The following is a 23343-nucleotide window of genomic DNA, read 5'->3' on the forward strand; positions in this document are numbered from 1 at the left end:
GAAAGCTGCCGACCAGATTTTTGCCGATGCATCGTAAGCTGCACCTTGGCGACGTCGCCAGTTCCATAAAGATGGGCACGAATTGCTCAGATACAACGGACCAGATGTCTAATGGTCCCGCGCAGAACAGCGATATTGACGAAATAACTCATTGGCTATTCATCGATTAAGGGCGCATTGTCTTGGCCTGCGAAATCCGTAGCTGAATCGCTTTTCTAAGCTTCGGCCGTCGCAACTGATGAGCGGCGATCTGATTTGGGATTACTCATTGAGCAACCATCACGCGGTCCCAGTATTTGGTTGAAAGACCTTTATTTCCTTTTCGCCCAAGCTGGCATCAAACCCGTCCATGCAGGAAGTCCATTCCACTCGGCCGCGCGCATCCGACGTTCTTCATCGCCGACTCGAATGAACACGAATGCATCATCATCCTTACCGGTCTTCGATCCCACAAACATAGCGGGCGAACCGTAAGCGTCTCGAACAAGTGCCGGGTTTGTCATTTTTTAGCTCCTGCTTTGCGCAGAACCTATCATGTTCGAGGAAGGCGCTGCCTCTTATCGTGTTCGACCGTATCTCATTGCTCAATTTCATCACTTACGTGATCGCTTTCATCCGCAAGGAGCCGCGAGCTATTGCCCACGTATAACCTTACGGACCCCCGTGTCGGCACAAGGCTTCACTGATTGCGCGCAGACCGTCCACGAAGGGCTGGATGCCCTACCGCGCAGTGGTTTTATTCTCCAGTCTCTGAGGCGAGTCTCCAGAAAACGGGAATTCTTCAATGGTTGAGTGGAGACTGCCCCCGATTTCGGAAGATAGTGGTTCGAATCCGGTCTCTGAAGAGACTCCCCATGCCTAGAAAGCCCGCGGTTAGCGGGCCTTTCTCATGCCTGAAAAGGAAATTCTCCAAAATCCGCACTGGCTGGCTGGCGACGCAGTGCTGATCGAATGGGTCTCCCGGTGAATTCCTTGCTAACAGGGAATTTTACAGGGAAATATGCGATTTCGGAGCTCTCAGGTGCGATTTCTTGCCGAGAAACCGCTGTGCCGCAGCGACTTTTCAAGAACTACTCTACTAAAATTAACAGTGAAAATTTCCAAGAAAACAGGGAATTTCCTAGCGGGGACAGCGAATCTACCAACGCATAATCGAGATCGCTGACGGATAAGGTTTTCGATAAGTACAGGTAACTCAACGCCGACTATTACGGTGTGCAGCCGCCCGCCCAAGAGACCTCGTCTGGATCAACGTCACAACAACGGCGTCAGAACGCACCGATCATTGGACAAAGATACGCCTGTCTCTCGCCAAATTCGGCGAACCGTAAGCGTCAAAATCATACGCCATTCCTGGCGGACTTCATCATCACTACGTCCGGGTCTAAGTTTTCGGTACACACACACCCGGCAGGCGTATTACAGAGGTCGGGCGCGCCGAAACAGGCTCGCAGAGCCCGGAATCCAGTTCTTTCCCGCAAGATTTCTCATCAGCTACCCTGCGCAAAAGCAGGAAATCCTTATCACGGTTCGATCAACACGCCTTTTGGAAGTGACAGGGTATACTTGGCGATTTCGCCCGCCGTCGTCAGCCAAATATCTCCCCGCTGTCTGACGATATGCTCCAGTGCATGGCGCAACCTGCGCGCGCGGTGCGGCTGCCCCATCACGAAGGTATGAAGCGCGATGCAATAGACCAGCGGATACTTCCTTGAATCCTCTAGCTGCTGGTCGAATGCATCAATCAGTAAAGAGGCAAATTCTTCATCGCTGACCTTGCGATTGAAGATCGCCGGCAGATCGTTCAGTTCCATCGAAGGATAAGGCACGCTCAGGATTGGCCCGTTGTCCGTGCGGAACAATTGAGGTTGTTCGTCGAAGAACCAGTCCAGCATGTACCTGAAACCGTTCTCGACCAGAAGCTCCGGTGTCTTAGCGCTCTGCGAAATGAAAGGGCCGAGCCAGCCTTTCGGCGCCGAACCTTCCTCGTGCTCGAATCTCGCGCAGACCTCGCGAAGCATTTCCCGCTCCTGATCTTCCGTCATGTCGACCTGACGCTCGGAGTTCGTTCGGCCGTGACCGACGAACTCGTCGCCACGGTTGCGGAACGCGGCGACGAGCTCAGGATAAGCGTCGTACACTGCGGCATTAGTGAGTACAGAAAGCGGAATGTTCAGTTCGTCGAACATATCCAGCAGGCGCCACGCGCCAACACGGTTACCGTAGTCACGGTAGGCATAACCGCGGTGGAACGGCGCGGTCGGCATGGTTGTGAAATCCGGTCCGGGATTCCGACCGAACTCGAATGCCTCGATATTGATCGCGAAGTACACCGCAAGCCGCTTGCCATTTGGCCACTCATAAACCGGCCGTTTCGTGATCGGCACGAAAGGATAGCGGTCCATTTTTGTATCGAATTTCGTCATCGGTTCTCTGCTATGTTGATTGAATTGAACAGCGGATACTTATTCGGCGAAAGCAGCCTCTCGCTTTGCGCGCAAAGTCGGGAGCATGAGTGAGAAAACAAGCATCATTGTCGCGGCAAACAGAGCGATACTGATCTTGCTGTGGATCAGAATCGCGGGATCACCACCCGAAAGTAGGAGTGATCGCCGCAGGTTCTCCTCGAGCAACGGCGCAAGAATGAACCCCAGCAACAACGGTGCGGGCTCGCAATCCAGCTTGCGCAGCGTGTATCCAACGAGAGCAAAGCCAGCCATCAACAAGACATCGAACGTCTGAAGATTCACGCTGAACACGCCGACGCAACACACCAGAAGAATGGCCGGGAAGAGACGCCTGTAAGGGACCAGCACGAGTCGGGCCCACAGGCCGACCAACGGCAGGTTGATCACCAGCAGCATGAGATTTCCGATCCACATGCTCGCGACGATCGTCCAGAACAGCAGCGACTGCTCTTCGATGACCTTCGGACCTGGAACGATACCCTTCACGGTCATCAACCCGAGCATCAGCGCCATCACGGAATTGGCGGGAATACCCAACGTCAGCAGGGGAATGAAAGACATTTGCGCGCCCGCATTGTTCGCGGACTCCGGTCCCGCAACCCCGGCGATGGCTCCGTGGCCAAACTTGCCAGGATCCTTGGCTACGCGTTTCTCGATCGCGTAACTCGCAAACGAGGCGAGGATCGCGCCGCCACCCGGCAGAATTCCCAGGATCGATCCAATTCCCGTACCGCGCAGCATGGCCGGCCACGACTCGCGCAAGTCATCACGGCTAGGGAGTATCCTGTTCAAGTTAGCTGTAACAAGGCTGCGCACTTCCGGCTTTTCGAGCGCGAGGATGACCTCGGAAATGCCGAACACTCCCATCGCAATGATCGTGAAGTCGATGCCGTCGGCAAGTTGAAGGTAGCCGAACGTAAACCGCTGCGCATCGGAGCTAACATCAGTCCCGACCAAGCCCAGGAAGAGACCCAGAAAAATTACAGCGATCGATTTCAGTATAGACCCGTTGGCCAGCACGACCGCAGCCACCAGCCCTAGCACCATGAGAGCGAAGTATTCCGGAGCTCCGAACTTCTGCGCAAGCGCCGCAAGCGGTGGACTGAGCAGCGCGATGAAAACTGTCGCAATGGTGCCCGCAAAGAACGAGCCAATCGCGGATATTGCGAGCGCAGTACCAGCCCGACCCTGCCGGGCCATCTTATGACCGTCCAGCGCTGTGACGACCGACGACGCTTCACCCGGGAGGTTGATGAGGATGGATGTCGTCGATCCGCCGTACTGGGCGCCGTAGTAGATACCAGCAAGCATGATTAGCGCCGCATCGGCCTGCAACTGGTAGGTAATCGGCAATAGGATCGCTAGCGTAGCCGTCGGACCAAGCCCGGGTAAAACACCGATGAGCGTTCCGATCAGAACCCCGACAAAGCAGTAGAGCAGATTGTAAGCCGACAGCGCTGCCATCAGCCCGCTCAGAAGGTTCTGACCTAGCTCCACAGCAGCACCGGGAGGCTTGGCAACAGATCGATTCGAACGCCGATACCGCAAACAAAGACCAACGTAACAATGGCGATCAATACGCTTGCGAGGACAAGCGTCTCCGCGAGGCGCTGCCCTTTAATCGCTTGTCCGCCGCATGCGAGCAACGCGAAGCTTGCAACAATCAACCCGGCCGGCTTTATGAGCAAGCCGTACAGTACGATCCCCATTAGAACGCTGAGCAGCGGCCGCGGATTCCAGGGATTGAAGTCAGCGGTGGATTCTTTCGCTTGCAGAATCGCAGCAACGACGCCTCGCGCGCCGATGATCGCGCCAAAGATCGCCATTCCACTTCCCAGAAGAAGCGGCACATACCCCGGCCCCATGTGTCCTGCAGTTCCTATCTTGTAACCGAAACTGAGCTTGATCGCGACGAAGCCAAGCGCTGCGAACATCGCCCCCGCCAGAAAATCCTTATTGAGAGCTGTCATCTTTATGCGCCGATACAGTCAGTTGCTTTCGGCTTTGAGGCCGGCCTCTCTGACGATCTTGCCGATCGCGCTGTAGTCGCCCTTCACAAAGGAGGAGAACTCTTCCGGCGTGAACGCGCCCGGAGTCGCTCCGCTTTCGAGAATGCGTTTTTTGTACTCCGGCAGTTCCACCATCTTCCGAAGCTCGGCGTTGATCTTCGAGATGATCGGCTTCGGCGTCTTGGCTGGCGCAAACAGCCCAAACCAGGATCGCATTTCGTAGCCCGGAACCCCCTGCTCCGAGATAGGCACAACATCAGGGATCAGATCCTGACGGGCAGTAGTCGTGACGCCGAGGGGCCGCACGGTGCCAGCCTTTATCTGACTGATCACGGAAATCGTGTTGGCGAACATGGATTGAACTTCGCCAACGACCACCGCGTTGGCCGCCAGCGCAGAGCCTCGGTAGGGAATGCTCAGCAACTTAACGCCCGCCTTCTCCTTGAAAAGCTCTCCAGCGATGCTCATCGACGTTCCCGAGCCTGCATGGCTAAACGTCACTTTTCCCGGATTAGCCTTTGAATAGGCAACGAACTCTTGAACCGTCTTCACCGGAAGGCTGGGATTCACCACCAGAACATTGCCTAGCATCGCAACCATGGCGATCGGTTCGAAGTCCGTGAGCGTATTGAACTTCATGTTGCCGAACAGATGGGGGTTGGTGGCATGCGTAGCTTGACCACCCATCAGCAGCGTGTAGCCGTCCGGCTCTGCTTTCGCGGCCAGTTGCGAGCCGAGTACTCCCTGCCCGCCGGGGCTATTTTCAATAATGAATTGTTGTCCGAAGGCCTTTGTCAGATGCTCAGCCGCCATCCGACTGTAGAGATCATAAACGCCGCCCGGCGGAAACGGCACGATGATCCGCACGAGCTTTGTCGGATAGTCCGCGCCGAATGCGCGTGATGGGAGTATTGTAGCTGCGATCAGCGCGGCGATCCGGGCGAGCCGTAACCATCTCGAATTCAGCATTGTCTACCTCCCAGTGAATGGCTATTCGCCGCGTCGTTTCCCATTCGGTTGCGCGGCTTGACCCAAACGCTAGTTCAATATATTTAATTTTGCAAACTAAAAATATCAAACAGCGCAAGGAACGATCATGAGACCGTGGGATCCATTTATCTCCACTGAAGAACAACGCGCTTACGAAGCCGCAGGCTTCGGCCGGCCCGGCGGACTCGGAAAGCGTCCAGCTCTGCTGATCATTGACGTCCAGTATCGAACCACCGGAACAACGCCACTGCCCTTCTGGCAGGCCGTGGAAGAATTTCCAACTTCATGCGGCGACGTCGCCTGGCAATCCGTTCGCCATATCAAGGATCTTCTGACCCTGTTCCGCAGCAAGAGATGGCCTGTCGTCTACCCCCATGTAGCGCCAAAAACACGAAACGACCGTGGCAGGTTGGCCAGCAAGGTGCCTGCCATCATGTCGATTTCATCGCGCGGATATGAGTTTGTGGAAGAGATCGCGCCTCTCGAGCACGACATCCTGATTCCGAAGAAACATCCGAGTGCTTTTTTTGGAACAACTCTCGTCAGCCATCTCGTCGATCTCAATGTCGATACACTGGTCATGACCGGGTGCACGACATCGGGCTGCGTCAGGGGCAGCGTCGTTGACGCCTTTTCCTACAATTTTCACGTCGCCATTCCCGAAGAGTGCGTCTACGACCGCAGCCGCGCGGCTCATGCTGTGAACCTTTTTGACATGTCGCAAAAGTACGCCGACGTATCACCGACCGCGGTGCTTCGTTCACAACTTGCTGACCTACAGCCCGGAGCCTGACATGCGGGATGATTTCGAATACGGGTCCGCCGGTATCATCGGCATTGCGCCGCCGCAATCGAACCCGACAGTCGAGCCTGAGATGGCAACGCTTCTGCCCGCCGACGTGACAATGCTCACGACGCGTCTCCGCGGAAATATGCTGGATACCCGAAAACGGTTCGGTGAATACCTTATCAACCTAAAGGACAGTCTCGATGGCTACGGAGCAATCAAGCTGGGCGCCTTCGGCTTTGCATGCACCGCGACCAGCTATCTGCTGGGCGAACGGGAGGCAAGCCGGGAGTTCGATAAGCTTTCTCTGCATTTTGGATATCCTATCATTTCATCAGCCCAGGCAATCCGCATAGCTCTCAGTGAACTGGGCGCGGCTCGCATTGCCCTGTTTGGACCCTATCCGGGCTGGCTTCAGGAAGTATCGCAAAGGTTTTGGTTCGAGTCCGGCTTCGCGCTGGTCGCCAAGACCGGCGTGGATCTCGGCAACGGTGATACGCTGGGCATCTACCGGCTGCGAACCAATTCCATCGTCGAAGCGGTCAGCCGTATGGATTGGAGTAAGGCCGACGCCATCGTGCTGACCGGCACGGGCGCACCGACGCTCAGGGCGATTCCCGAGATCGCACGCCTGTCGGGCAAACCCGTATTCTCTTCGAATCTCTGTCTCGCTTGGGCTCTTCTCCGCGAGATAGGCCACAAATCAGCACTGCCTGTTTGGGCGGACCAAAGCGTGTTAATCAAAGGCTGGGCAGACCGACTGGATCGCAGATGATTCGGACGGCCATACCCTGAAGCGGAGGGGATGGCGTGCCAAAAAAAGCGAAGCAGACCAAGCTGACATCTCGAAAAAGCTCAACAGTCGTGTCGAAGAAAACTACACTCCCTCCGACCGTCTCGCGCGCATCCCTGATGCTTGATGGTTCGGATGCTCTCGTCCGCCGTATTACTCATTTGCACTATGTTCTATCCGGCATGCTGGAAAGCATCCGAGGCGGTTTCGCATCGTTGATCGGCGTCTCATCGTTTCAATACGTCTTGATGCAGGCTCTTGGACGGCTTCAAACCGACACCGACTGGACGGTGCGCTCGGTCGCTCGGGAAATGCATATGACTGACGCCTATGTCAGCACTGAAATTAGCGACCTCGAGCAACAGGGTTTTCTGGAGAAGGTCACAAACCCGAACGACAGGCGCATGAGCTTTCTCTCGTTGACAGCAAAGGGGCGTGAATCGCTCGCCGCAATAGCGCCGATTCAGACCATCGTGAACGATACCCTGTACGGACATCTCGACGAAAAAAGCGCGACCGCTTATCTGGAAGAACTGGGGACATTGGCCGCCCAAGCCGAGAAAGCAAGCGCGGTGCTCGATCAAATCACTGCAGCACAACGACTGGCAGTTCTTGGAAACGTCCCCCGCCCCCGGCGCCGGCGCCGTCCACCCTTACGCGCATAAGCACGAACCGCCCTTGGTTACCACTGTCTTGACAGCAAACGTGATGTCATTTAGTTAGTTTGCATAAATAACTAAAGGTGACACATGCTTCGATCCGGCAAGGACTATCTTCGCTCGCTTCAGGACGGCCGTAAAATCTATCTCGGCAGTAAGCTCGTTGACGATGTCACGGAGCACCCCGGTTTTCGCAACTCCGCAAGGAGTTTTGCCCACCTCTTCGATCTCAAACGCGATGCCGCGCATACCAACGCGCTCTCGTTCGAAGCCGACGGCGATAGGCATAGTTTCTACTATTTGCAGCCGCGCAACGGTGAGGATCTGCAGTTCCGGATGAAAGGTCACAAGCTATGGGCCGACGCGAGCTACGGACTTTTCGGGCGTTCCCCGGATCATGTCGCTTCCTTCATCACCGGAATGACCTGCCGACCAGAGGTCTTCGACATACCTGAGCATGGCTTTAGAACCCGACTGCTCGACTACTATCAGTATATTCGCAGCAACGATCTCTACGTCAGTTACGCGACCCATCCACCGCAAGGCGCTCGAAACTATTCGACAGACGCCAAAGCGCATTTCTTCAAGTCACCGGCCTTGCATGTCGAGGCTATGGATGATGAGGGCATTATCCTCCACGGCATGAAAACACTCGCGACGGGCGGCGCGTTCTGCGACGAGGTCTGGATCGGAAATCTGACACCCCTTGCCCCCGATCGGATCAAAGAGGCGGTCACCTGCGCAATTCCCGTCAATTCAGCTGGGCTTTCGCTCTGGTCGCGCCGATCGATGGAAGGCGCCGCGCCCAACGAGTTTGATTATCCGCTCTCGTCGCGGTTCGACGAAAGTGATTGCATGCTGGTGTGCGAGCACGTGCGCGTTCCATGGTCACGCGTTTTCACCATTGGCAACGTCGATCTGAGCCGCGCGATCTATATGGAGACCGGTGGTCACTATTTTGGCAATCACCAGTCGAACGTGCGCTTCTGGTCGAAGTTGCAGCTTATCGTCGGCTTGGCGAACAAAATTGCCAAATCCGCAAGCGTACGAGGTATCCCCGCCGTTCAGGAAACGCTGGGCAAGCTTGCAGCGATGGAAGCCACGATTGCCGGCCTCGTGCACGGACAGGTTTCCGATCATCAGCCCCTGGGCGATGGCTACGTTGTCGTGAACCAGCGCTACATGTATGCAGCTTTGAGCTGGTGTCAGGATAACTACGGCCTGATCTGTGCGACCGTCCGCGAGCTAATGGGTGGAGCAATCTTTCAGATGCCGGCTGACATTTCCATTATCGAAAGCGGAAAACTCAACGATATTTTCGAAACCTATTGGGCAACCGACGGCGAAACGGCGCTCGACCGTATGAAGCTCTACAAACTCGCCTGGGATCTGCTCGCATCCGAATTCGGTGCGCGGCATGTGCAATACGAGAACTTCTATGCCGGTCCCCCTTTTCTCGTGCGTGCCCATAGCATGAGGCTCGCGCCGTGGGATCGCTTCGACGCCACCGTCGATACGCTCATGGCGAGCTACGGACCACAATCCCACACACGCACGGCAGCAGAGTAAGGCAATGCCCGCGGACAGCATCTCACCCGTCCCGTTCGACACAAGAGCCTTTCGGAAGGCACTCGGCTGCTTCCCGACCGGCGTCGCCGTTATTACTGCGCAACCCTCGGGACAGTTACCGGTCGGGTTGACCATTAACTCATTTGCATCCGTCTCGCTCGATCCTCCGCTCGTGCTTTGGAGCCTTCAGCGCGATGCGCCGAGCAAGGACGCTATCCTTCAGTCCGGGCATTTCGTCGTCAACGTGCTGGACGAGACCCAGCTCCGCCTGGCGCAGCAGTTTGCGCGACCTGCTATCGACAAGTTCGACGGCGTCGAGATTTCAACGAACCGCTGGGGCGCGCCATACATAAAAAAGTGTATCGCTAGGTTCGAGTGCAAGGTGATGAACTGCGTGGACGGCGGAGATCACGTGATTTTTCTCGGAGAGGTCGAACACTTTCACCACGAAACTGGAGCTCCGCTGGTATTTTGCCACGGGATGTTTGCATCCGTGGCCGACACTAGGCCAAAGCAGATCACTGGCTAGGATAAACCGCGCCCGGTCTCGCCTTTCGCGACGTCCTCGGATCGCGCGCCTGATTGCTCTCAAGAATCCCGCCAATCTAAGCGCAGTGCAGCAGTTCGATCGCCCGTCGCTTTCGGCAGGGCTCGATCTCAGCATCCTCTTAGGGAAATCCGGCGAAGAAATTAGGGAATTTCTACACGAACTCTACATCAGGCTATACGAAATTCGATTCCATCAGCGATGACGGTCAACGCAAGGTTCCTTCATCACCGCGGCGAATTGATCGCGCAACTTGTGCTTCTCAATCTTTCCCGAAGGCGTCCGGGGCAGGGAATCGACAATACGAACATGCTGCGGGACCTTATAACCCGCAAGCTGCGCCCTGCAGGCTGCCCGGAGACGCTCCGGATCGATTTTGTTTCCAGATCGCGGCACCACGACGGCAAGGCCGACCTCGCCCCAGCGCGTATCCGGCACACCAATCACCGCAGCCTCGGCAACATCTGGAAGATCGTAAAGGAAGTTCTCGACCTCGGCCGGATACACATTCTCTCCTCTGGAGATGAACATGTCTTTGAGGCGATCGACAATGAAGATGTCGCCATCGGCATCACGGACAGCGACGTCGCCGGTGCTGAGCAGTCCCTCTAGCACGCCCACGGAACGTGCGTTGGTATGAGTCCACTCCCTTCAGGCCCCATCGACAGAGATTAGAGAGGCCCAAGCAGCACGAACGGGCACGTGTTGCCACGCCGTATACTGCCAACTCTGCTTGAACCGATGCAGGGAAAGATCCATGCGGCCCGCTGCAGTTTGGTTTGGAACGGCATCGCATTCAATGGCGTCATTACGCGGAAAACCCGATCAACGACCAGCTGGCTTTTTCAAATTGTCCTATCGTTAAATGACCTGCCTGCCTCCTTCCATCAGAAATCAGGAAGATCCTAGATCTGATTGGCTGTGCAGCATTGAATACATCGCATCGGGCAAGGGACCGCCCGTTGCCCAGTCAAGCAATTCAACGGTGTGAACTATCGGAATAGTCGTCGCGGCGCCGATCTGTGTCATGCATCCCAGGTTTCCGCTCGCGATAATCTGCGGCCTCACTTTCTCGATGTTGGTCACCTTTCGCGACCGAAGCCGGTCTGCGATTTCGGGCTGCATAACATTATAAGTCCCCGCCGAACCGCAACAGATGTGGCTTTCAGGAACGTCCTTCACGACAAATCCCATCTGCTTCAGAAGGGATTTCGGCTGATCAACGATGCGCTGACCGTGCTGCATTGAGCACGCCGAATGATACGCGACAATCTGACCTGTGGTCCGAACGGGTCCCTGAAGCTGAAGTTTATGGAGATACTCAGTGATATCCTGCGCGAGCGCAGAAATGCGCACAGCCTTGCGAGCGTATGCCTTGTCCTCGCGGAGCATGAATCCATAATCTTTGATGGTCGTTCCGCAACCCGACGCCGTGACGATGATGGCATCGAGCCCGCTCTCGTCAAGCTCCCGTGTCCAGGCATCAACGTTGCGCCGGGCCGCCTCCAGTGCCGATTCCTCGTAACCCATATGATGCACGAGAGCTCCGCAGCAACCCTCGTCGCGGGGGCTCGTCACCTCAATCCCATGACGATTCAGCAGCCGGATCGCGGCGTCGTTGATGTTCGGATCAATGACCTGCTGGGCGCAGCCCATCAATATTGCGACTCTGCCTCGCTTGCCCTGCGCGACCGATCCCTGAGGAGTGGACTTCCGCGGCTTCAGAGCCGGGGCAAGATCGATCATGGCGGCAAGATGCGCGCCGCCCGGAAGCCTGGCAATCCATTTCCTCACCGGCCTGACCGCAGCCGCCGACAACAGCGCCAGTCTCAGCCGTTTCGGATACGGCAGCACCGACGCCAGCATGCCACGCAGAACACGATCGACCAAGGGGCGCTTGTAGGTCTTCGTGATGTGGGCCCGCGCATGGTCCACCAGATGCATGTAGTGCACCCCGGACGGACAGGTGGTCATGCAGGAGAGACAGGACAGGCAGCGATCCACATGCTTGACGACCTTCTCGCTCGCCGGTTTCTCATTCTCGAGCATATCCTTGATGAGGTAGATTCGCCCGCGCGGACTGTCGAGTTCGTCTCCCAGCAGCAAGTAGGTCGGGCACGTCGCAGTACAAAACCCGCAATGAACACAGGCGCGAAGAATCTTCTCCGATTCGATCATGTGCGGATCGACAAGCGCTGTCAGCGAGAAGTTCGTTTGCATGGGATTTCGATCTGCGCTTCAAATACCAGAGTACATTTTTCCGAAGTTGAGGATACGGCCGGGATCAAACGCAAACTTGATCCTTCGGGTCAGTTCTGCAACCGAGGGCGGAAGCGGCTCGAATATATCGACCCTGCATCGAACCTCCGGCGGTGCACGCAGAAGCGTCGCGTGGCCACTGAGGCCTCGCATTACATCCCGGATCACCTTGGACCCCGCGTCTTCTGGCGCGTCGACAGCGAGCCAGACCAAACCGCCGCCCCAGTCGTAGAAATGACGCACATCAAGCACCCGCTTGATATCAGCAATGATACCGGGTGCCTTCGACGGGGCGAGCGAAAGCCGCCATATGGCGCTCTCGGCCGGATCAGCCAGCCACCGCGCATCCCGCACATCAGACCAGATATCGGCGCTCACCTCTCCTTCCAGAAGATCGGCCTTTCCGTATGGTCTCCAAAGTTTGGCGATCTCGCCGCAACCATACGCAACGGAAGGCGCGAATCCTTCGATACGGATGATGGTCAGGGGCTCCGACACCACACCCTTCGGCAGATGCGCCGCCGCGGAGACGGAAAATGGCGATCCCAAAGCGGTCGTCAATGCAGCGATAGCCGTCGCATCATTCAATCCGCGCAGCACCAGAGAAGACGTATATTCCGGTCTTGGCAGAACCTTGAAAATGACTTCGCTTAACACGCCGAGCGTTCCCCACGCTCCGCAATTGAGCTTGACCAGGTCGAGACCCGTGACATTCTTCATGACCCGTCCGCCCGATTTCACGACATCGCCGCGGCCGTTTACCAGCCGGATGCCGATCAGACTGTCACGGCAGGCTCCCGCCATGATACGTCGCGGGCCAGTAACATTTCCCGCTGCAATTCCGCCGATTGTCGGCTCATGGCGCCCGCCGAGAATCGGCCGATAGTCCATCGGCTCGAACGGCAGCATTTGATTCTGTGTTGCAAGCGTCTGATTGATCTCGGACAGTGGTGTTCCGGGAAGAGCCCCGATCACCAACTCCGTTGGCTCATAGAGCGATATTCCCTGCATACGTTGTGTCGTAACAGACATCGCATATCCATTCGGCCGACCAATACCTGACTTGCTGCCAGCGCCACTGACAATCAACGGCATTTTTGCCGCCGCTGCCATTCTGATCGATTCAGACAGGTTCTTTTCGTCGCGCGGTTTCAGATCTCCAGACATCGCCAAATTCGTCCAGCGTTACGTTTGATTTCGGCAGTCAACGGGGAAAACCTTGTCCGTGTTGAGTAGCCATTTTGAATCGAACGCTGCACGCAAACGGATCTGCTGGGCAAGATCGATCTCATTGAACTGGTACGGCATCAGGTCGCGCTTCTCGATGCCAACACCGTGTTCGCCGGTAAGACAGCCACCGACTTCAACGCACAGCTTAAGAATGTCGTTGCCCGCGGCCTCCGCTTTCAACTGCTCCGCCGGATCGTTCGCGTTATAAAGGATGAGAGGATGCATATTTCCGTCGCCGGCATGGAAGACGTTAGCCACACGCAATCCATAGTGCTTCACGATCTCGGTGATCTGCGCCAGAACGTAGGACAGCTTGCCCGTCGGCACCGTTCCGTCCATGCACAAGTAGTCCGCAACGCGCCCAGTCGCGCCAAATGCCGACTTCCGCCCCTTCCAGATCGCCGCTGTTTCAATCGCGGATTTGCTCTCCCGAACCGTCTCAACGCCATTGGCTCGCGCAATGGAGATAATCCGATCCAGCATCGCGTCCATTTCCGCCTGCGAGCCTTCCACCTCAATGATCAGAAGAGCTTCCGCATCGAGAGGATAACCCGCCTTGGAAAAGGCCTCGCATATCTCAATCGCGGCCTTGTCCATGTACTCGATCGCGACTGGAATGATTCCCGCCGCGATAATCTCTGCAACGGTGTTGCCTGCTCCATCGGATGAGGAGAAGCCAAACAGAACGGGACGCGCGGCTTCCGCCGATCTCAATATCCGGACGGTAGCCTCGGTCACGATCCCGAGCTGGCCTTCAGATCCGACCACAACACCCAGTAGATCAAGGCCACCGCTATCGAGGCTATCTCCACCCAAGTCGATGATCGTTCCGTCGATCAGAACCATTCTGACGCCGAGAATATTGTTTGTCGTAACGCCGTATTTCAGGCAATGCGCACCGCCCGAATTATTGGCGATATTGCCGCCGATGGTACACGCGAGTTGAGATGACGGGTCCGGCGCGTAAAAGAAGCCTCTGTCCGACACTGCAGAAGTTATGCTCAAGTTGGTGACGCCCGCTTCGACCCGAATGAAACGATCATCGTAGTTGATCTCAAGCACGCGGCTCATTCTTGAAAGTCCAAGAACAACAGCATCCTCGGTCGGAATTGCACCTCCCGCAAGTGAGGTGCCCGCGCCGCGCGGCACGACCTTCACGCCATTATCATGGCAAAACTTGAGAACCGCACTTACTTCATCCGTCGATGTCGGCAACACAACGGCCAGCGGCATCTTGCGATAGGCGGCGAGCGCGTCGGTCTCGTATGCCCTGCACTCATCTCTATCCGTGATAAGGCCTTCGGGCGAAACCAAGCTTGCCAGGTGCTCCACGATTGCACCGCGACGATCGAGAATATCCTTGTCTGGTTCGGAAAACATGGTCGCGCTCAAGCGCACCTCCTAGATCGAAACACTTCCGACGTGCGCTTCAATTTTGTGAGCCGACCCTGAGAGCAGTTACCGTGGAAACGATCGCTGTGAGACTGTCTTCTCGGCTTCAAACCTTCGCGCCGAACATGTTCTTCCAGGATTCCGTGCCGGGTTTTGCTTCCCACTTTTTGGTGTCGGACATAACAGCCAGCCCCTCCTGCACCGCCGGACGAACCTTGATCGCGTCGAACCAGCGCTTGAGATTGGGATACGTCTCGAGCTCCTGCCCCTGCCATCGGTAGGGACGAATCCATGGAAAGGTCGCAATATCTGCGATCGAGTACTCACCGGCGAGATATTCGCGGTCTGCCAGGCGGCGATCGATCACGCCATACAGTCTGGCGGCCTCTTTCGTGTAACGCTCCACGGCATAAGGAATCTGCTCTGGTGCGTAGCGCCGAAAATGATGAGCCTGGCCGAGCATAGGGCCGGCGCCGCCCATCTGAAACATCAGCCATTGAATGACCTCCATCCGTGCCCGCGGGTCGGATGGCAGCAGCTTGCCGGTCTTTTCAGCAAGGTACAGAAGAATGGCTCCCGACTCGAAAACCGGCAACGGCTTCCCGCCCGGGCCGTCGTGATCGACGATCGCCGGTATCTTGTTGTTCGGGCTGATCTTGAGAAACTCCGCGCCGAATTGATCACCCTTGGTGATGTCAATCGGCAGAACCCGATAATGCAGGCCGAGCTCGGCCAGCATTATCGTGATTTTGTATCCATTCGGCGTGGTCCAAAAGTAGAGGTCGATCATAGACGAACTTCCCGTGAAACAGCCGAATGGATAGTGTTGTGCGATTAGGCCTTAGGCTTGTCGAAGAGAATGCCCGGGTTGAGCACCCAGTTCGGATCAAGCTCGCGCTTGTTGGCCTGCATCATTCGGATGAAGCCCGGATCGATTTCCTTGTCATACCAAGGACGGAAACTGCGTCCGACAGCATGATGGTGCGTGATGGTGGCGCCGAGTTCCAGAAGGGCGTCGGAAGCAACCTTGTTCAACGCTGCGTAATGCTCGATGTTCTTTTCGTGAGAAGACGGAGCCATGATGGAGTAGTACGGCGCCGGCCCATCCGGATAAAGGAACGAGAACCGACGGCAGACAATGCCACCACCGCAAATCTTCTTCTCCGCCTCAGCTACCCGCCGCATGACTTCGGTGTCGAGCGCTTCGAACTTGTCCCACGTATAGGCCGTTTCGAAGGTAAAGCTGACGATACCCATCGCCGCACGAACGTGCATGAGATAAGGCAGATAGCGGAACTGGTTACGCCAGCTGCCCTGCGCGCCCGAGCGGCTGGTTTCGAGAGCATCGGTGCCCGTGCCCGCCTTCTGCTTCACCGTACCGCCGTAATCCCGGCAGATTTCCAGAGAGCGATCCAGCCATGCATCGACCGGATGATCAGCCGACTCATAACCGATCAGCAGCATCGATTCCGTGCCGTCGCCGGCCCCATAGAAGAAGGCGTCCTTCTCATCGAGGTAGCGGCAGTTTGCGGGATAAAGACCGGCCTGGGTGATCTGCCGAACGGCCTTCGCACCCTCGTAGAAGGTCTTGAATGAAACCGAGGCGTTGGCGCGGAACTTCACCCGGCCCTGCAGACGCATCCACGCTTCGGTGATGATGCCAAGCGTACCTTCCGAGCCGATGAAGGCGCGATCGGGGCTGGGACCGGCGCCAGACGCCGGCAGTCGGCGGTTTGTGATCGTGCCGGTCGGCGTGACGACGCGCAGGCTTTCCACCATGTCGTCGATATGGGTCAGATGCGTCGCATAGTGACCGGACGAACGCGTCGCGATCCATCCGCCGAGGGTCGAGAATTCCCAGGACTGCGGAATGTGGCGCAGCGTGAAACCATGCGGCTTCAACTGCTCCTCGAGCGAAGGACCGAACGTGCCGCCCTGGATTCGGGCCGCGCGCGAAGTCGGATCGACTTCCAGAACGCGATTGAGATTCTCGAGGTCGATCGTGACCACGCCCTTGTAACTGCTATCATCCGGCGGATTGATGCCGCCCGTAACGCTCGATCCGCCGCCGAAAGGCACGGCCGCGTAGCCATTTTCACCGCACCAGTCGAGAACCGCGGCAATGTCCTTTTCGTCGCGAGGATAGGCCACGACATCTGGCGGATTTGGATACTTGCGCTTGTAGATCATGGCCAGGTCGCGGAAGCTCTTGCCGTAGGTGTGAGCAACGCGATCCCATTTTTCCGTCGTGCAGAAGCTTGCAAGCGATGCCGGCGGCTTAATGCGCGGGGCACGGATCTCGATCTCGTCGAGGGTCGGATCCGGGAGAACTGTGAAATCGCTCATGCCGAGGCGCTTCGCGACGCGCTCGTGCATCGACTTCACTTCTGACTCAGGGATGTCCTGGCCTTCGTAACCCCAGCTCCAGAACTTCCTTCGCTGCCCTTTTGGCATATTCATGGGTGCATTCATTGCCTCGCTCCTTGCTCCTCGCTCGTGTTGAACCGGAAAGCCAGCCCGACTGATTCATCTGTCCCGACAGTCGGGAGAAAAATCTTCGGTAATACACTGGCCCTTCCAAATTGGTACGACCAATAAGCTCCCGACCATGCTCTTTGTCAAGCGCATCTTCAGGCGTTGATCGAGAATTTCTTCATGGCCTGCAGGCCCTCATTGCAACGTCCGGGCTCCATCCGCTGACGCGGACGTAGCCAAGCGAGCCCGCCTCAGCGAGCCCCGCAAGGGATCTTCGGAATTCGATTTTGCGCGAAAAATCGCAAAGCCGGCCGATTGCCTACGTGGCTTAGCCGTTCATTTGGGTGACGAACTTGGTGTTCAAGTAGGCCTCCATGGCCTCTGTTCCACCCTCGGAGCCGTAACCGGAATCCTTGATGCCTCCAAACGGGGTTTCAGGCAGCGCAAGACCATGATGGTTTATCGACATCATTCCGCTTTCGACCCCCGTGCTGATGGCACCAATGACGGCCGCCGACTTCGTGTAGGCATAGGCGGCGAGGCCAAATGGAAGACGATTTGCCTCCGCTATGGCCTCATCGAGATCGGAGAAGGCGCTGATCGGAGCAACGGGACCAAACGGCTCCTCGTTCATGATGCGCGCGTTCAGCGGGACATCCGTGAGTACGGTCGGCTCGAAGAAGAATCCCTCGTTTCCTATTCGCTTGCCACCGGCTCTGATGCGGCCGCCGCGCGATGTGGCGTCGGCGATCAGAGCCTCCATCGCCTCAATACGGCGATGATTGGCCAGCGGACCCATCTGGCTCGCGGCGTCAAGACCGTTGCCGACAACCAGATCCTTTGCAGCCGATGTGAAGTGGTCGACAAATTCCTCGTAGACGCTCTTGTGCACGATGAAACGCGTAGGCGAGACGCAAACCTGACCGGCGTTCCTGAACTTCGCCGCGGACAGCAGCCTCGCCGACTCCTTCACGTCCGCATCGCCGAACACCAGTGCCGGCGCATGCCCTCCCAGTTCCATCGTCACCCGCTTCATATGGCTTCCCGCCAGAGCGGCGAGTTGCTTGCCGACCTGGGTCGAGCCCGTGAACGAAATCTTGCGAATGAGCGAATGAGCAATCAGATACGAAGACACCTCCGCAGGAACGCCGAAGACCAGATTGAGCACGCCCGATGGCAGGCCGGCATCGGCGTAGGCCTGAACCAGGGCGGCGCAACTAGCCGGCGTTTCTTCGGGTCCCTTGAGAATTACGGAACAGCCGGCAGCGATTGCAGCCGAGATCTTGCGGACAGCCTGATTGATCGGAAAATTCCACGGCGTGAACGCTGCCACCGGCCCGACCGGCTCCTTGATCACGATTTGCTGCACCGCTCCGGAACGCGAAGGAATAGCGCGGCCGTAGGATCGGCGAGCCTCTTCGGCAAACCAGTCGACGATGTCCGCGCCGAGCAACACCTCCAGGTTCGCTTCCGCCAGGGGTTTCCCCTGCTCGAGCGTGAGAATGCGAGCGATTTCGCCGGCCCGCTCGCGCAACTTCTCGGCAGCCGCCCGCATGAGCTTGTAGCGGTCGAACGCCGATGTCTTGCGCCACGCATTGAAGCCGCGCCACGCGGAATCGAGCGCTCGATCGAGATCGTCGACAGACGCATGCGGAACACTCCCGATCGCAAGCCCGGTCGCTGGATTTAGCACTGCCCCGGATCGGCCTTGCGACCCGTCGCACCAAGCCCCGTCGATGAACATCTTGACGTCCGGGTAGGTCTGTTCCTGCTTCATGGCGATGTCCATTGGCCTTCGATGGGATTGAACGATCTGGAATGACTAGACAGAAAGCGCCGATGCTTCGGCGTACTGCTTCAAATCATGCTTTCTGATCTTGCCGTTTGGCGCGACCGGCAGCTGCTGCATCACGATGATCTGCTGAGGCTTCTTGTATCGGGCCAGCTGTCCTTCGATGAACGTGAACAGGTCACTGGTCTCGACGGAGACTCCAGGAACGGGCTCCACAAATGCGATGATTTCCTCGTTGCCCTCGACCGATCGCCCGACGACTGCAGAGTTGAGGACGTTCGGATGCGTATTGAGAACCGCTTCGATCTCGGGCGGATACACATTGAACCCCGAGCGAATGATCAATTCCTTTGATCGGCCCTGTACGATCAATGCGCCACTCGCATTGCGGCTGACAATATCGCCGGTCTTCAAATAGCCCTGCTCATCGATAACCCCTGCAGTAAGCTCCGGCTGACCATAATAGCCAAGCATGACGTTTGGTCCACGTACAAGAAGCTCGCCCGGCAGGCCGTCCTCAACCTCATCACCGTTCGCTCCGACAATCTTGATCTGAACTCCGGGGATGGGGGGACCAATGTTGACTTCGTCGCTGCCCATTGCGTACTGGGTGCGACTGATCGTCGGCGAGGTTTCGGTGAGACCATAACCGTTGTGAAGAACGACCCCAAACACACGCTCGACGTTTTGACGCAACGAAAGGTCCAGCGGAGCGGTGCCGGTGTAAACATATCGGAGCCTGTTCGGTGTGAGCTGAAGACCCGCCTGGTCGACGTGAGCGACGATACGCGACAGCAACGCCGGCACGGCCGTAAATATCGTAAGAGTCTTGTTCACGACGGCTTCGATAGCTTGCGTGAGCGAGAATCTTGGCATGATTTTCAGATGCGCGCCTGCGAACAACATGCCTTGCATGAGTGTAAGCCCATACGAATGGGAAATCGGCATCACGCACAGCGAGACGTCGTCCGAACGAATCGTGTCGGTCCTTTTCCCCCGGCATGCGACAAACGCGAGACTGCGATGGCTAAGCATCACTCCCTTTGGGCGTCCGGTGGTTCCCGTCGTATAGATGACAACGGCGACCTGCCGGGAAGGATCCAGGTGAACCCGCTCCGCAACACTATCCGCATCAAGCTTTCCGACCTTCACCTCACCTATTCCGGTGAACCGCTCAATGTCTGCATCTCGGCGACACGCATGAGCATCTGCGTCGGGTGAAACGGCATGCGTATAGAACACACGCCGCGGGCGGCAGTCGCGTTCGATCAAATCCAGTTCATGCTGGCTCAGTCGTGCATTTGTGATGACCGCCCAGGCGTCAAGCCGGCTCGATGCATATAGTAATACGATCGCTGCGATTGAGTTTTCACATACGATCATGACGCGATCGCCCGGCCGAATACCGAGCCGGCTCATGTCGATGGCGGCAAGCTCGACTGTATCGATCAGGCGACGATAGGACCAATCGACACCATGCTCGTCGGTAAACGCGATCCGGGAAGCATCCCCCTTTGCCCCCTCATCAAGTATCCCGTGAATGCGGGCCGGCAAGTTTGATACCAAATCCATTTTATCAGCCTGTTTCCTGGTCGCTGCTAAAATCAGCGCTCCATCCGCGTCGCTGGGATAAATCGGCACCCCGGATGCAACCGCCACTCAAGAGCCAGCAACCTCATATTGGTAAGACCAATTTGGTCTGTTCAGTCGTGTGCTGTCAAGACGTATTTGGCCGGCCAAGATCAACCTCGCCCGTCGCCGGGCGCGTCCGACGGGGATGGATTCCTGGCAGTTATTCTGCCGCCTCGCGGACGTAACGCTGGGTCGGCGTGCGCATGGTCACGAGTTCCTCTGCCGAGGTAGGATGCAGCGCCATGGTGGCGTCGAAGTCGGCTTTGGTCGCTTTCATCTTGACCGCGATAGCGACAGCCTGAACGATCTCAGCAGCCTCCGGACCGACGATGTGGCAGCCGAGAACACGGTCAGATGTTCCATCGACGATCAGTTTCATTAGAACGCGGCTTTGGCTGCCCGACAGCGTTGCCTTGATCGGCCTGAAATCGGTCTTGTAAATATCCACGTGGGTGAACTGCGCCCTTGCCTCGGCTTCGGTCAGCCCGACCGTTCCAACCTGCGGCTGTGAGAACACCGCGGTCGAGATCTCGGCATGATCGACACGCACTGGCCGCTTGCCAAACACAGTGTCGGCGAAAGCATGCCCTTCGCGTATCGCAACTGGCGTCAGATTGATGCGGTGGGTGACGTCGCCCACCGCATAAATGTGCGGCACATTGGTTTGCGAGAAGGCATCGACGGCAATGCCGCCGTTGGCCGGATTGAGCGCCACGCCTGCCTTTTCAAGCCCAAGACCCTTGACGTTGGGATGACGGCCGATGGCAAACAGCACTTGGTCAGCAGCAATCGTCGATCTCCCAGACAGGTGCGCGGCGAAGCCCTCCCGTTGCTTCTCGACCTTGCTCACTGTGGTGCCCGTGAGAACTGTAATACCCGCCTTCTCGACCTCACTACGGACATGCGCGCGGACATCCTTGTCGAACCCCCGCAGGATATTATCGCCGCGATAGACCAAGGTCACGTCAGCGCCGAGACCTGCGAAAATGCAGGCGCACTCCAGTGCGATGTAGCCACCGCCCTGGATTACGATGCGCTTTGGGAATGCCGGCAGGTGGAAAATCTCATCCGACGAAATGACATGCTCGATGCCGGGAATTGCCGCGCCGTGGCTCGGCGTACTGCCGGTGGCGATCAGGATGTATTTCGGCCGTACCGTTTCGCCGGTCGACAAGCGCAGCGTGTGCGCGTCCTCGAACACCGCGCGCGCCTTGACCACCCGCGCGCCGGCCTTCTCGGCATTGCCGGTGTAGGCGGCCTCCAGCCGGGCGATTTCCTTGTCCTTGTTGGCGACCAGCGTCGCCCAGTCGAACGTCGCTGACGGGATGTTCCATCCGAACCCCGCCGCGTCCTTGATCTCCTCGTGGACATGCGAAGCATAAACGAACAGCTTCTTGGGCACGCAGCCGCGGATCACGCAAGTGCCGCCCATGCGGTACTCTTCGGCAAGCATGACCCTGGCGCCGTAATTGGCTGCAATCCGCGCGGCGCGAACGCCGCCCGAGCCACCGCCGATCACAAACAGGTCGACGTCGTAATCAGCCACGACACCTTGCGCTTTGCCGCTCTGTCCCGACATTTCCAAATGCTGCAGAATCATCATCAACCTGATACGAAAGAACTATACGCAGGATGATTGTTATCCCAACGCCGCCCTTTTCGGTCTTACCAATTCGGTATACCAGTCTTATATGTTCGGCACACCGGAATCAAGCGAGCGGCCGTGCGACGTCCGATTTAGGGCGAGACGTTATCTGGCGGCGGGACTCGCACCGGTGCGGAAAGCACCTGTAATATCATCGCCTGTCGAAATAGAGTGAACATCACTCAGATTCGTGGCTATTGGCATGTGCCCGGGCGCGCAACGGCTTAGCAGACAAGCTCCCCCCGGGAACGCAGGCTGGAAAGAGTAGACACAAATGACCGAACGAAATCGAACCGAAAAGCCTGAGCCTCCCTCGAACGCCATCGGAAAAATCCTTTCGTTCATCCGTGAGCGCCGCTACCAACCCTCGGAACGTCTGCCGTCTGAGCGCGACTTCGCGGAGAAGTTCGACACAAGTCGGGGCGCCGTCCGCGAGGCGCTGGCTGCTCTCGAAGCCATGCGCGTCATCGAGAGGCGGCCCAACTCGGGCATATATCTGCGGAACTCGGACGAAAGCAGCATCGAAGCTCTCGTTCTTCACGCCGAATCCGGTCTTCCGTTCCAGGCCAACGAAATTGCCGATGTCTTCGAAGTGCGACGCATGCTCGAAGTGCAGGCCGCCCGGTTGGCCTGCACACGCCGAACACCTGACAACATCCGCGATCTTCGCGCAATTTTGAGCGACACCGAGAAGCGCCTTGCCAAGAAGCAGACGATCGAGCGGGAAGATGAGGCATTTCATCTGGCCATCTTCGCTGCCACCAAGAATGATATCCTGTTGCGCGTGGTAAAATCATTCTATGAGCTATCCAGACAGCGCCGCCGCGTCTATTTCGCCGATCACAGCCGCGGTCGCCGTTCCTATGAACATCACTGCGAAATCCTCGACGCCATTGAAGGGCGGCGCGTCGGCCAGGCAGAGCAGAAAATGAACGAACACCTGTCCCAGACCATCGAAACCTGGCAGACGCTGTTGGGAGAGCCAAAGATACCTGCAAGACGATAGACTTTCGTCAAAGATCCATCCGAGCAATCGTTCAAGTCGATTCCGGCACGGTGGCGCACAGAACTGATCTCTTGCCCGGACGGGATCTGG

General features: G+C 57.2%; 19 protein-coding genes. 6 read left to right on the top strand and 13 right to left on the bottom strand.

The window, feature by feature from the left end; genetic code table 11:
• Nucleotides 1-1523: 1523 nt before the first annotated feature.
• From AC07UB_RS18490 to AC07UB_RS18505, 4 genes are read right to left on the bottom strand one after another with little or no spacing between them, the layout of a single operon-like run.
• Nucleotides 1524-2426 (bottom strand): polysaccharide deacetylase family protein, encoded by a 903-nt coding sequence (locus tag AC07UB_RS18490; protein ID WP_062316866.1) that lies wholly within the window; start codon nt 2424-2426, stop codon nt 1524-1526.
• Between the two features lie 39 nt (nt 2427-2465).
• On the bottom strand, nt 2466-3932 hold the full coding sequence (locus tag AC07UB_RS18495; protein ID WP_197430967.1) for a tripartite tricarboxylate transporter permease: 1467 nt from the start codon (nt 3930-3932) through the stop codon (nt 2466-2468).
• A 23-nt stretch (nt 3933-3955) separates the two neighbouring features.
• Nucleotides 3956-4402 (bottom strand): tripartite tricarboxylate transporter TctB family protein, encoded by a 447-nt coding sequence (locus AC07UB_RS18500; RefSeq protein WP_494654123.1) that lies wholly within the window; start codon nt 4400-4402, stop codon nt 3956-3958.
• Nucleotides 4403-4456: 54 nt separating this feature from the next.
• On the bottom strand, nt 4457-5446 hold the full coding sequence (locus AC07UB_RS18505; RefSeq protein WP_062316872.1) for a Bug family tripartite tricarboxylate transporter substrate binding protein: 990 nt from the start codon (nt 5444-5446) through the stop codon (nt 4457-4459).
• Between the two features lie 127 nt (nt 5447-5573).
• On the opposite strand from AC07UB_RS18505, the gene AC07UB_RS18510 reads away from it, so the two are divergent.
• The 5 genes from AC07UB_RS18510 to AC07UB_RS18530 all read left to right on the top strand — a co-directional run bounded on the left by AC07UB_RS18510 (nt 5574) and on the right by AC07UB_RS18530 (nt 9804).
• Entirely contained in the window at nt 5574-6260 is a 687-nt protein-coding gene (locus AC07UB_RS18510) for an isochorismatase family protein (protein ID WP_062316874.1), read from the top strand.
• A gap of 1 nt (nt 6261) precedes the next feature.
• Complete coding sequence (locus AC07UB_RS18515; RefSeq protein ID WP_062316876.1) at nt 6262-7029, top strand: maleate cis-trans isomerase family protein; 768 nt, start codon at nt 6262-6264, stop codon at nt 7027-7029.
• 35 nt (nt 7030-7064) lie between these two features.
• Complete coding sequence (locus tag AC07UB_RS18520; protein WP_156449420.1) at nt 7065-7712, top strand: MarR family transcriptional regulator; 648 nt, start codon at nt 7065-7067, stop codon at nt 7710-7712.
• A gap of 84 nt (nt 7713-7796) precedes the next feature.
• Entirely contained in the window at nt 7797-9275 is a 1479-nt protein-coding gene (locus AC07UB_RS18525) for a 4-hydroxyphenylacetate 3-hydroxylase family protein (RefSeq protein WP_062316880.1), read from the top strand.
• Nucleotides 9276-9279: 4 nt separating this feature from the next.
• Nucleotides 9280-9804: a flavin reductase family protein gene (locus tag AC07UB_RS18530; protein WP_062316882.1), complete on the top strand. Its 525-nt coding sequence runs from the start codon at nt 9280-9282 to the stop codon at nt 9802-9804.
• Between the two features lie 213 nt (nt 9805-10017).
• Here the strand turns inward: AC07UB_RS18530 and AC07UB_RS18535 are convergent, their stop codons facing one another.
• The 9 genes from AC07UB_RS18535 to gor all read right to left on the bottom strand — a co-directional run bounded on the left by AC07UB_RS18535 (nt 10018) and on the right by gor (nt 22148).
• Entirely contained in the window at nt 10018-10353 is a 336-nt protein-coding gene (locus tag AC07UB_RS18535; protein WP_082757991.1) for a class I adenylate-forming enzyme family protein, read from the bottom strand.
• Nucleotides 10354-10716: 363 nt separating this feature from the next.
• Nucleotides 10717-12042, bottom strand: a complete 1326-nt coding sequence (gene glcF / locus AC07UB_RS18540) for a glycolate oxidase subunit GlcF (RefSeq protein ID WP_062316886.1) — start codon at nt 12040-12042, stop codon at nt 10717-10719.
• Between the two features lie 18 nt (nt 12043-12060).
• Nucleotides 12061-13248: an FAD-binding protein gene (locus AC07UB_RS18545; RefSeq protein ID WP_062316888.1), complete on the bottom strand. Its 1188-nt coding sequence runs from the start codon at nt 13246-13248 to the stop codon at nt 12061-12063.
• A gap of 18 nt (nt 13249-13266) precedes the next feature.
• Nucleotides 13267-14691 carry an FAD-linked oxidase C-terminal domain-containing protein gene (locus AC07UB_RS18550; RefSeq protein WP_062316956.1) on the bottom strand — a complete coding sequence of 475 codons (1425 nt, stop codon included), beginning with the start codon at nt 14689-14691 and terminating at the stop codon, nt 13267-13269.
• A 118-nt stretch (nt 14692-14809) separates the two neighbouring features.
• Complete coding sequence (locus tag AC07UB_RS18555; protein WP_082757990.1) at nt 14810-15493, bottom strand: glutathione S-transferase N-terminal domain-containing protein; 684 nt, start codon at nt 15491-15493, stop codon at nt 14810-14812.
• A 44-nt stretch (nt 15494-15537) separates the two neighbouring features.
• Nucleotides 15538-17175: an FAD-binding oxidoreductase gene (locus AC07UB_RS18560; protein ID WP_062316890.1), complete on the bottom strand. Its 1638-nt coding sequence runs from the start codon at nt 17173-17175 to the stop codon at nt 15538-15540.
• 331 nt (nt 17176-17506) lie between these two features.
• Nucleotides 17507-18955 carry an NAD-dependent succinate-semialdehyde dehydrogenase gene (locus AC07UB_RS18565; protein WP_062316960.1) on the bottom strand — a complete coding sequence of 483 codons (1449 nt, stop codon included), beginning with the start codon at nt 18953-18955 and terminating at the stop codon, nt 17507-17509.
• Between the two features lie 45 nt (nt 18956-19000).
• Entirely contained in the window at nt 19001-20629 is a 1629-nt protein-coding gene (locus AC07UB_RS18570; RefSeq protein ID WP_318256755.1) for a class I adenylate-forming enzyme family protein, read from the bottom strand.
• A gap of 133 nt (nt 20630-20762) precedes the next feature.
• Entirely contained in the window at nt 20763-22148 is a 1386-nt protein-coding gene (gene gor, locus AC07UB_RS18575) for a glutathione-disulfide reductase (RefSeq protein ID WP_062316964.1), read from the bottom strand.
• Between the two features lie 373 nt (nt 22149-22521).
• Between gor and AC07UB_RS18580 the strand changes: the two genes are divergently transcribed.
• Nucleotides 22522-23253, top strand: coding sequence for a FadR/GntR family transcriptional regulator (locus AC07UB_RS18580; protein ID WP_062316892.1), 732 nt, complete (start codon nt 22522-22524; stop codon nt 23251-23253).
• Nucleotides 23254-23343: the final 90 nt, after the last annotated feature.

It is taken from the genome of Afipia sp. GW821-FHT04G03, from assembly GCF_059419985.1.

Coding starts and splice junctions, on each gene's coding strand:
- AC07UB_RS18490 (WP_062316866.1), bottom strand. CDS start 2,426: ATGACGAAATTCGATACAAAAATGGACCGCTATCCTTTCGTGCCGATC.
- AC07UB_RS18495 (WP_197430967.1), bottom strand. CDS start 3,932: ATGGCAGCGCTGTCGGCTTACAATCTGCTCTACTGCTTTGTCGGGGTT.
- AC07UB_RS18500 (WP_494654123.1), bottom strand. CDS start 4,402: ATGTTCGCAGCGCTTGGCTTCGTCGCGATCAAGCTCAGTTTCGGTTAC.
- AC07UB_RS18505 (WP_062316872.1), bottom strand. CDS start 5,446: ATGCTGAATTCGAGATGGTTACGGCTCGCCCGGATCGCCGCGCTGATC.
- AC07UB_RS18510 (WP_062316874.1), top strand. CDS start 5,574: ATGAGACCGTGGGATCCATTTATCTCCACTGAAGAACAACGCGCTTAC.
- AC07UB_RS18515 (WP_062316876.1), top strand. CDS start 6,262: ATGCGGGATGATTTCGAATACGGGTCCGCCGGTATCATCGGCATTGCG.
- AC07UB_RS18525 (WP_062316880.1), top strand. CDS start 7,797: ATGCTTCGATCCGGCAAGGACTATCTTCGCTCGCTTCAGGACGGCCGT.
- AC07UB_RS18530 (WP_062316882.1), top strand. CDS start 9,280: ATGCCCGCGGACAGCATCTCACCCGTCCCGTTCGACACAAGAGCCTTT.
- AC07UB_RS18535 (WP_082757991.1), bottom strand. CDS start 10,353: ATGTTCATCTCCAGAGGAGAGAATGTGTATCCGGCCGAGGTCGAGAAC.
- glcF (WP_062316886.1), bottom strand. CDS start 12,042: ATGCAAACGAACTTCTCGCTGACAGCGCTTGTCGATCCGCACATGATC.
- AC07UB_RS18545 (WP_062316888.1), bottom strand. CDS start 13,248: ATGTCTGGAGATCTGAAACCGCGCGACGAAAAGAACCTGTCTGAATCG.
- AC07UB_RS18550 (WP_062316956.1), bottom strand. CDS start 14,691: ATGTTTTCCGAACCAGACAAGGATATTCTCGATCGTCGCGGTGCAATC.
- AC07UB_RS18555 (WP_082757990.1), bottom strand. CDS start 15,493: ATGATCGACCTCTACTTTTGGACCACGCCGAATGGATACAAAATCACG.
- AC07UB_RS18560 (WP_062316890.1), bottom strand. CDS start 17,175: ATGAATGCACCCATGAATATGCCAAAAGGGCAGCGAAGGAAGTTCTGG.
- AC07UB_RS18565 (WP_062316960.1), bottom strand. CDS start 18,955: ATGAAGCAGGAACAGACCTACCCGGACGTCAAGATGTTCATCGACGGG.
- AC07UB_RS18580 (WP_062316892.1), top strand. CDS start 22,522: ATGACCGAACGAAATCGAACCGAAAAGCCTGAGCCTCCCTCGAACGCC.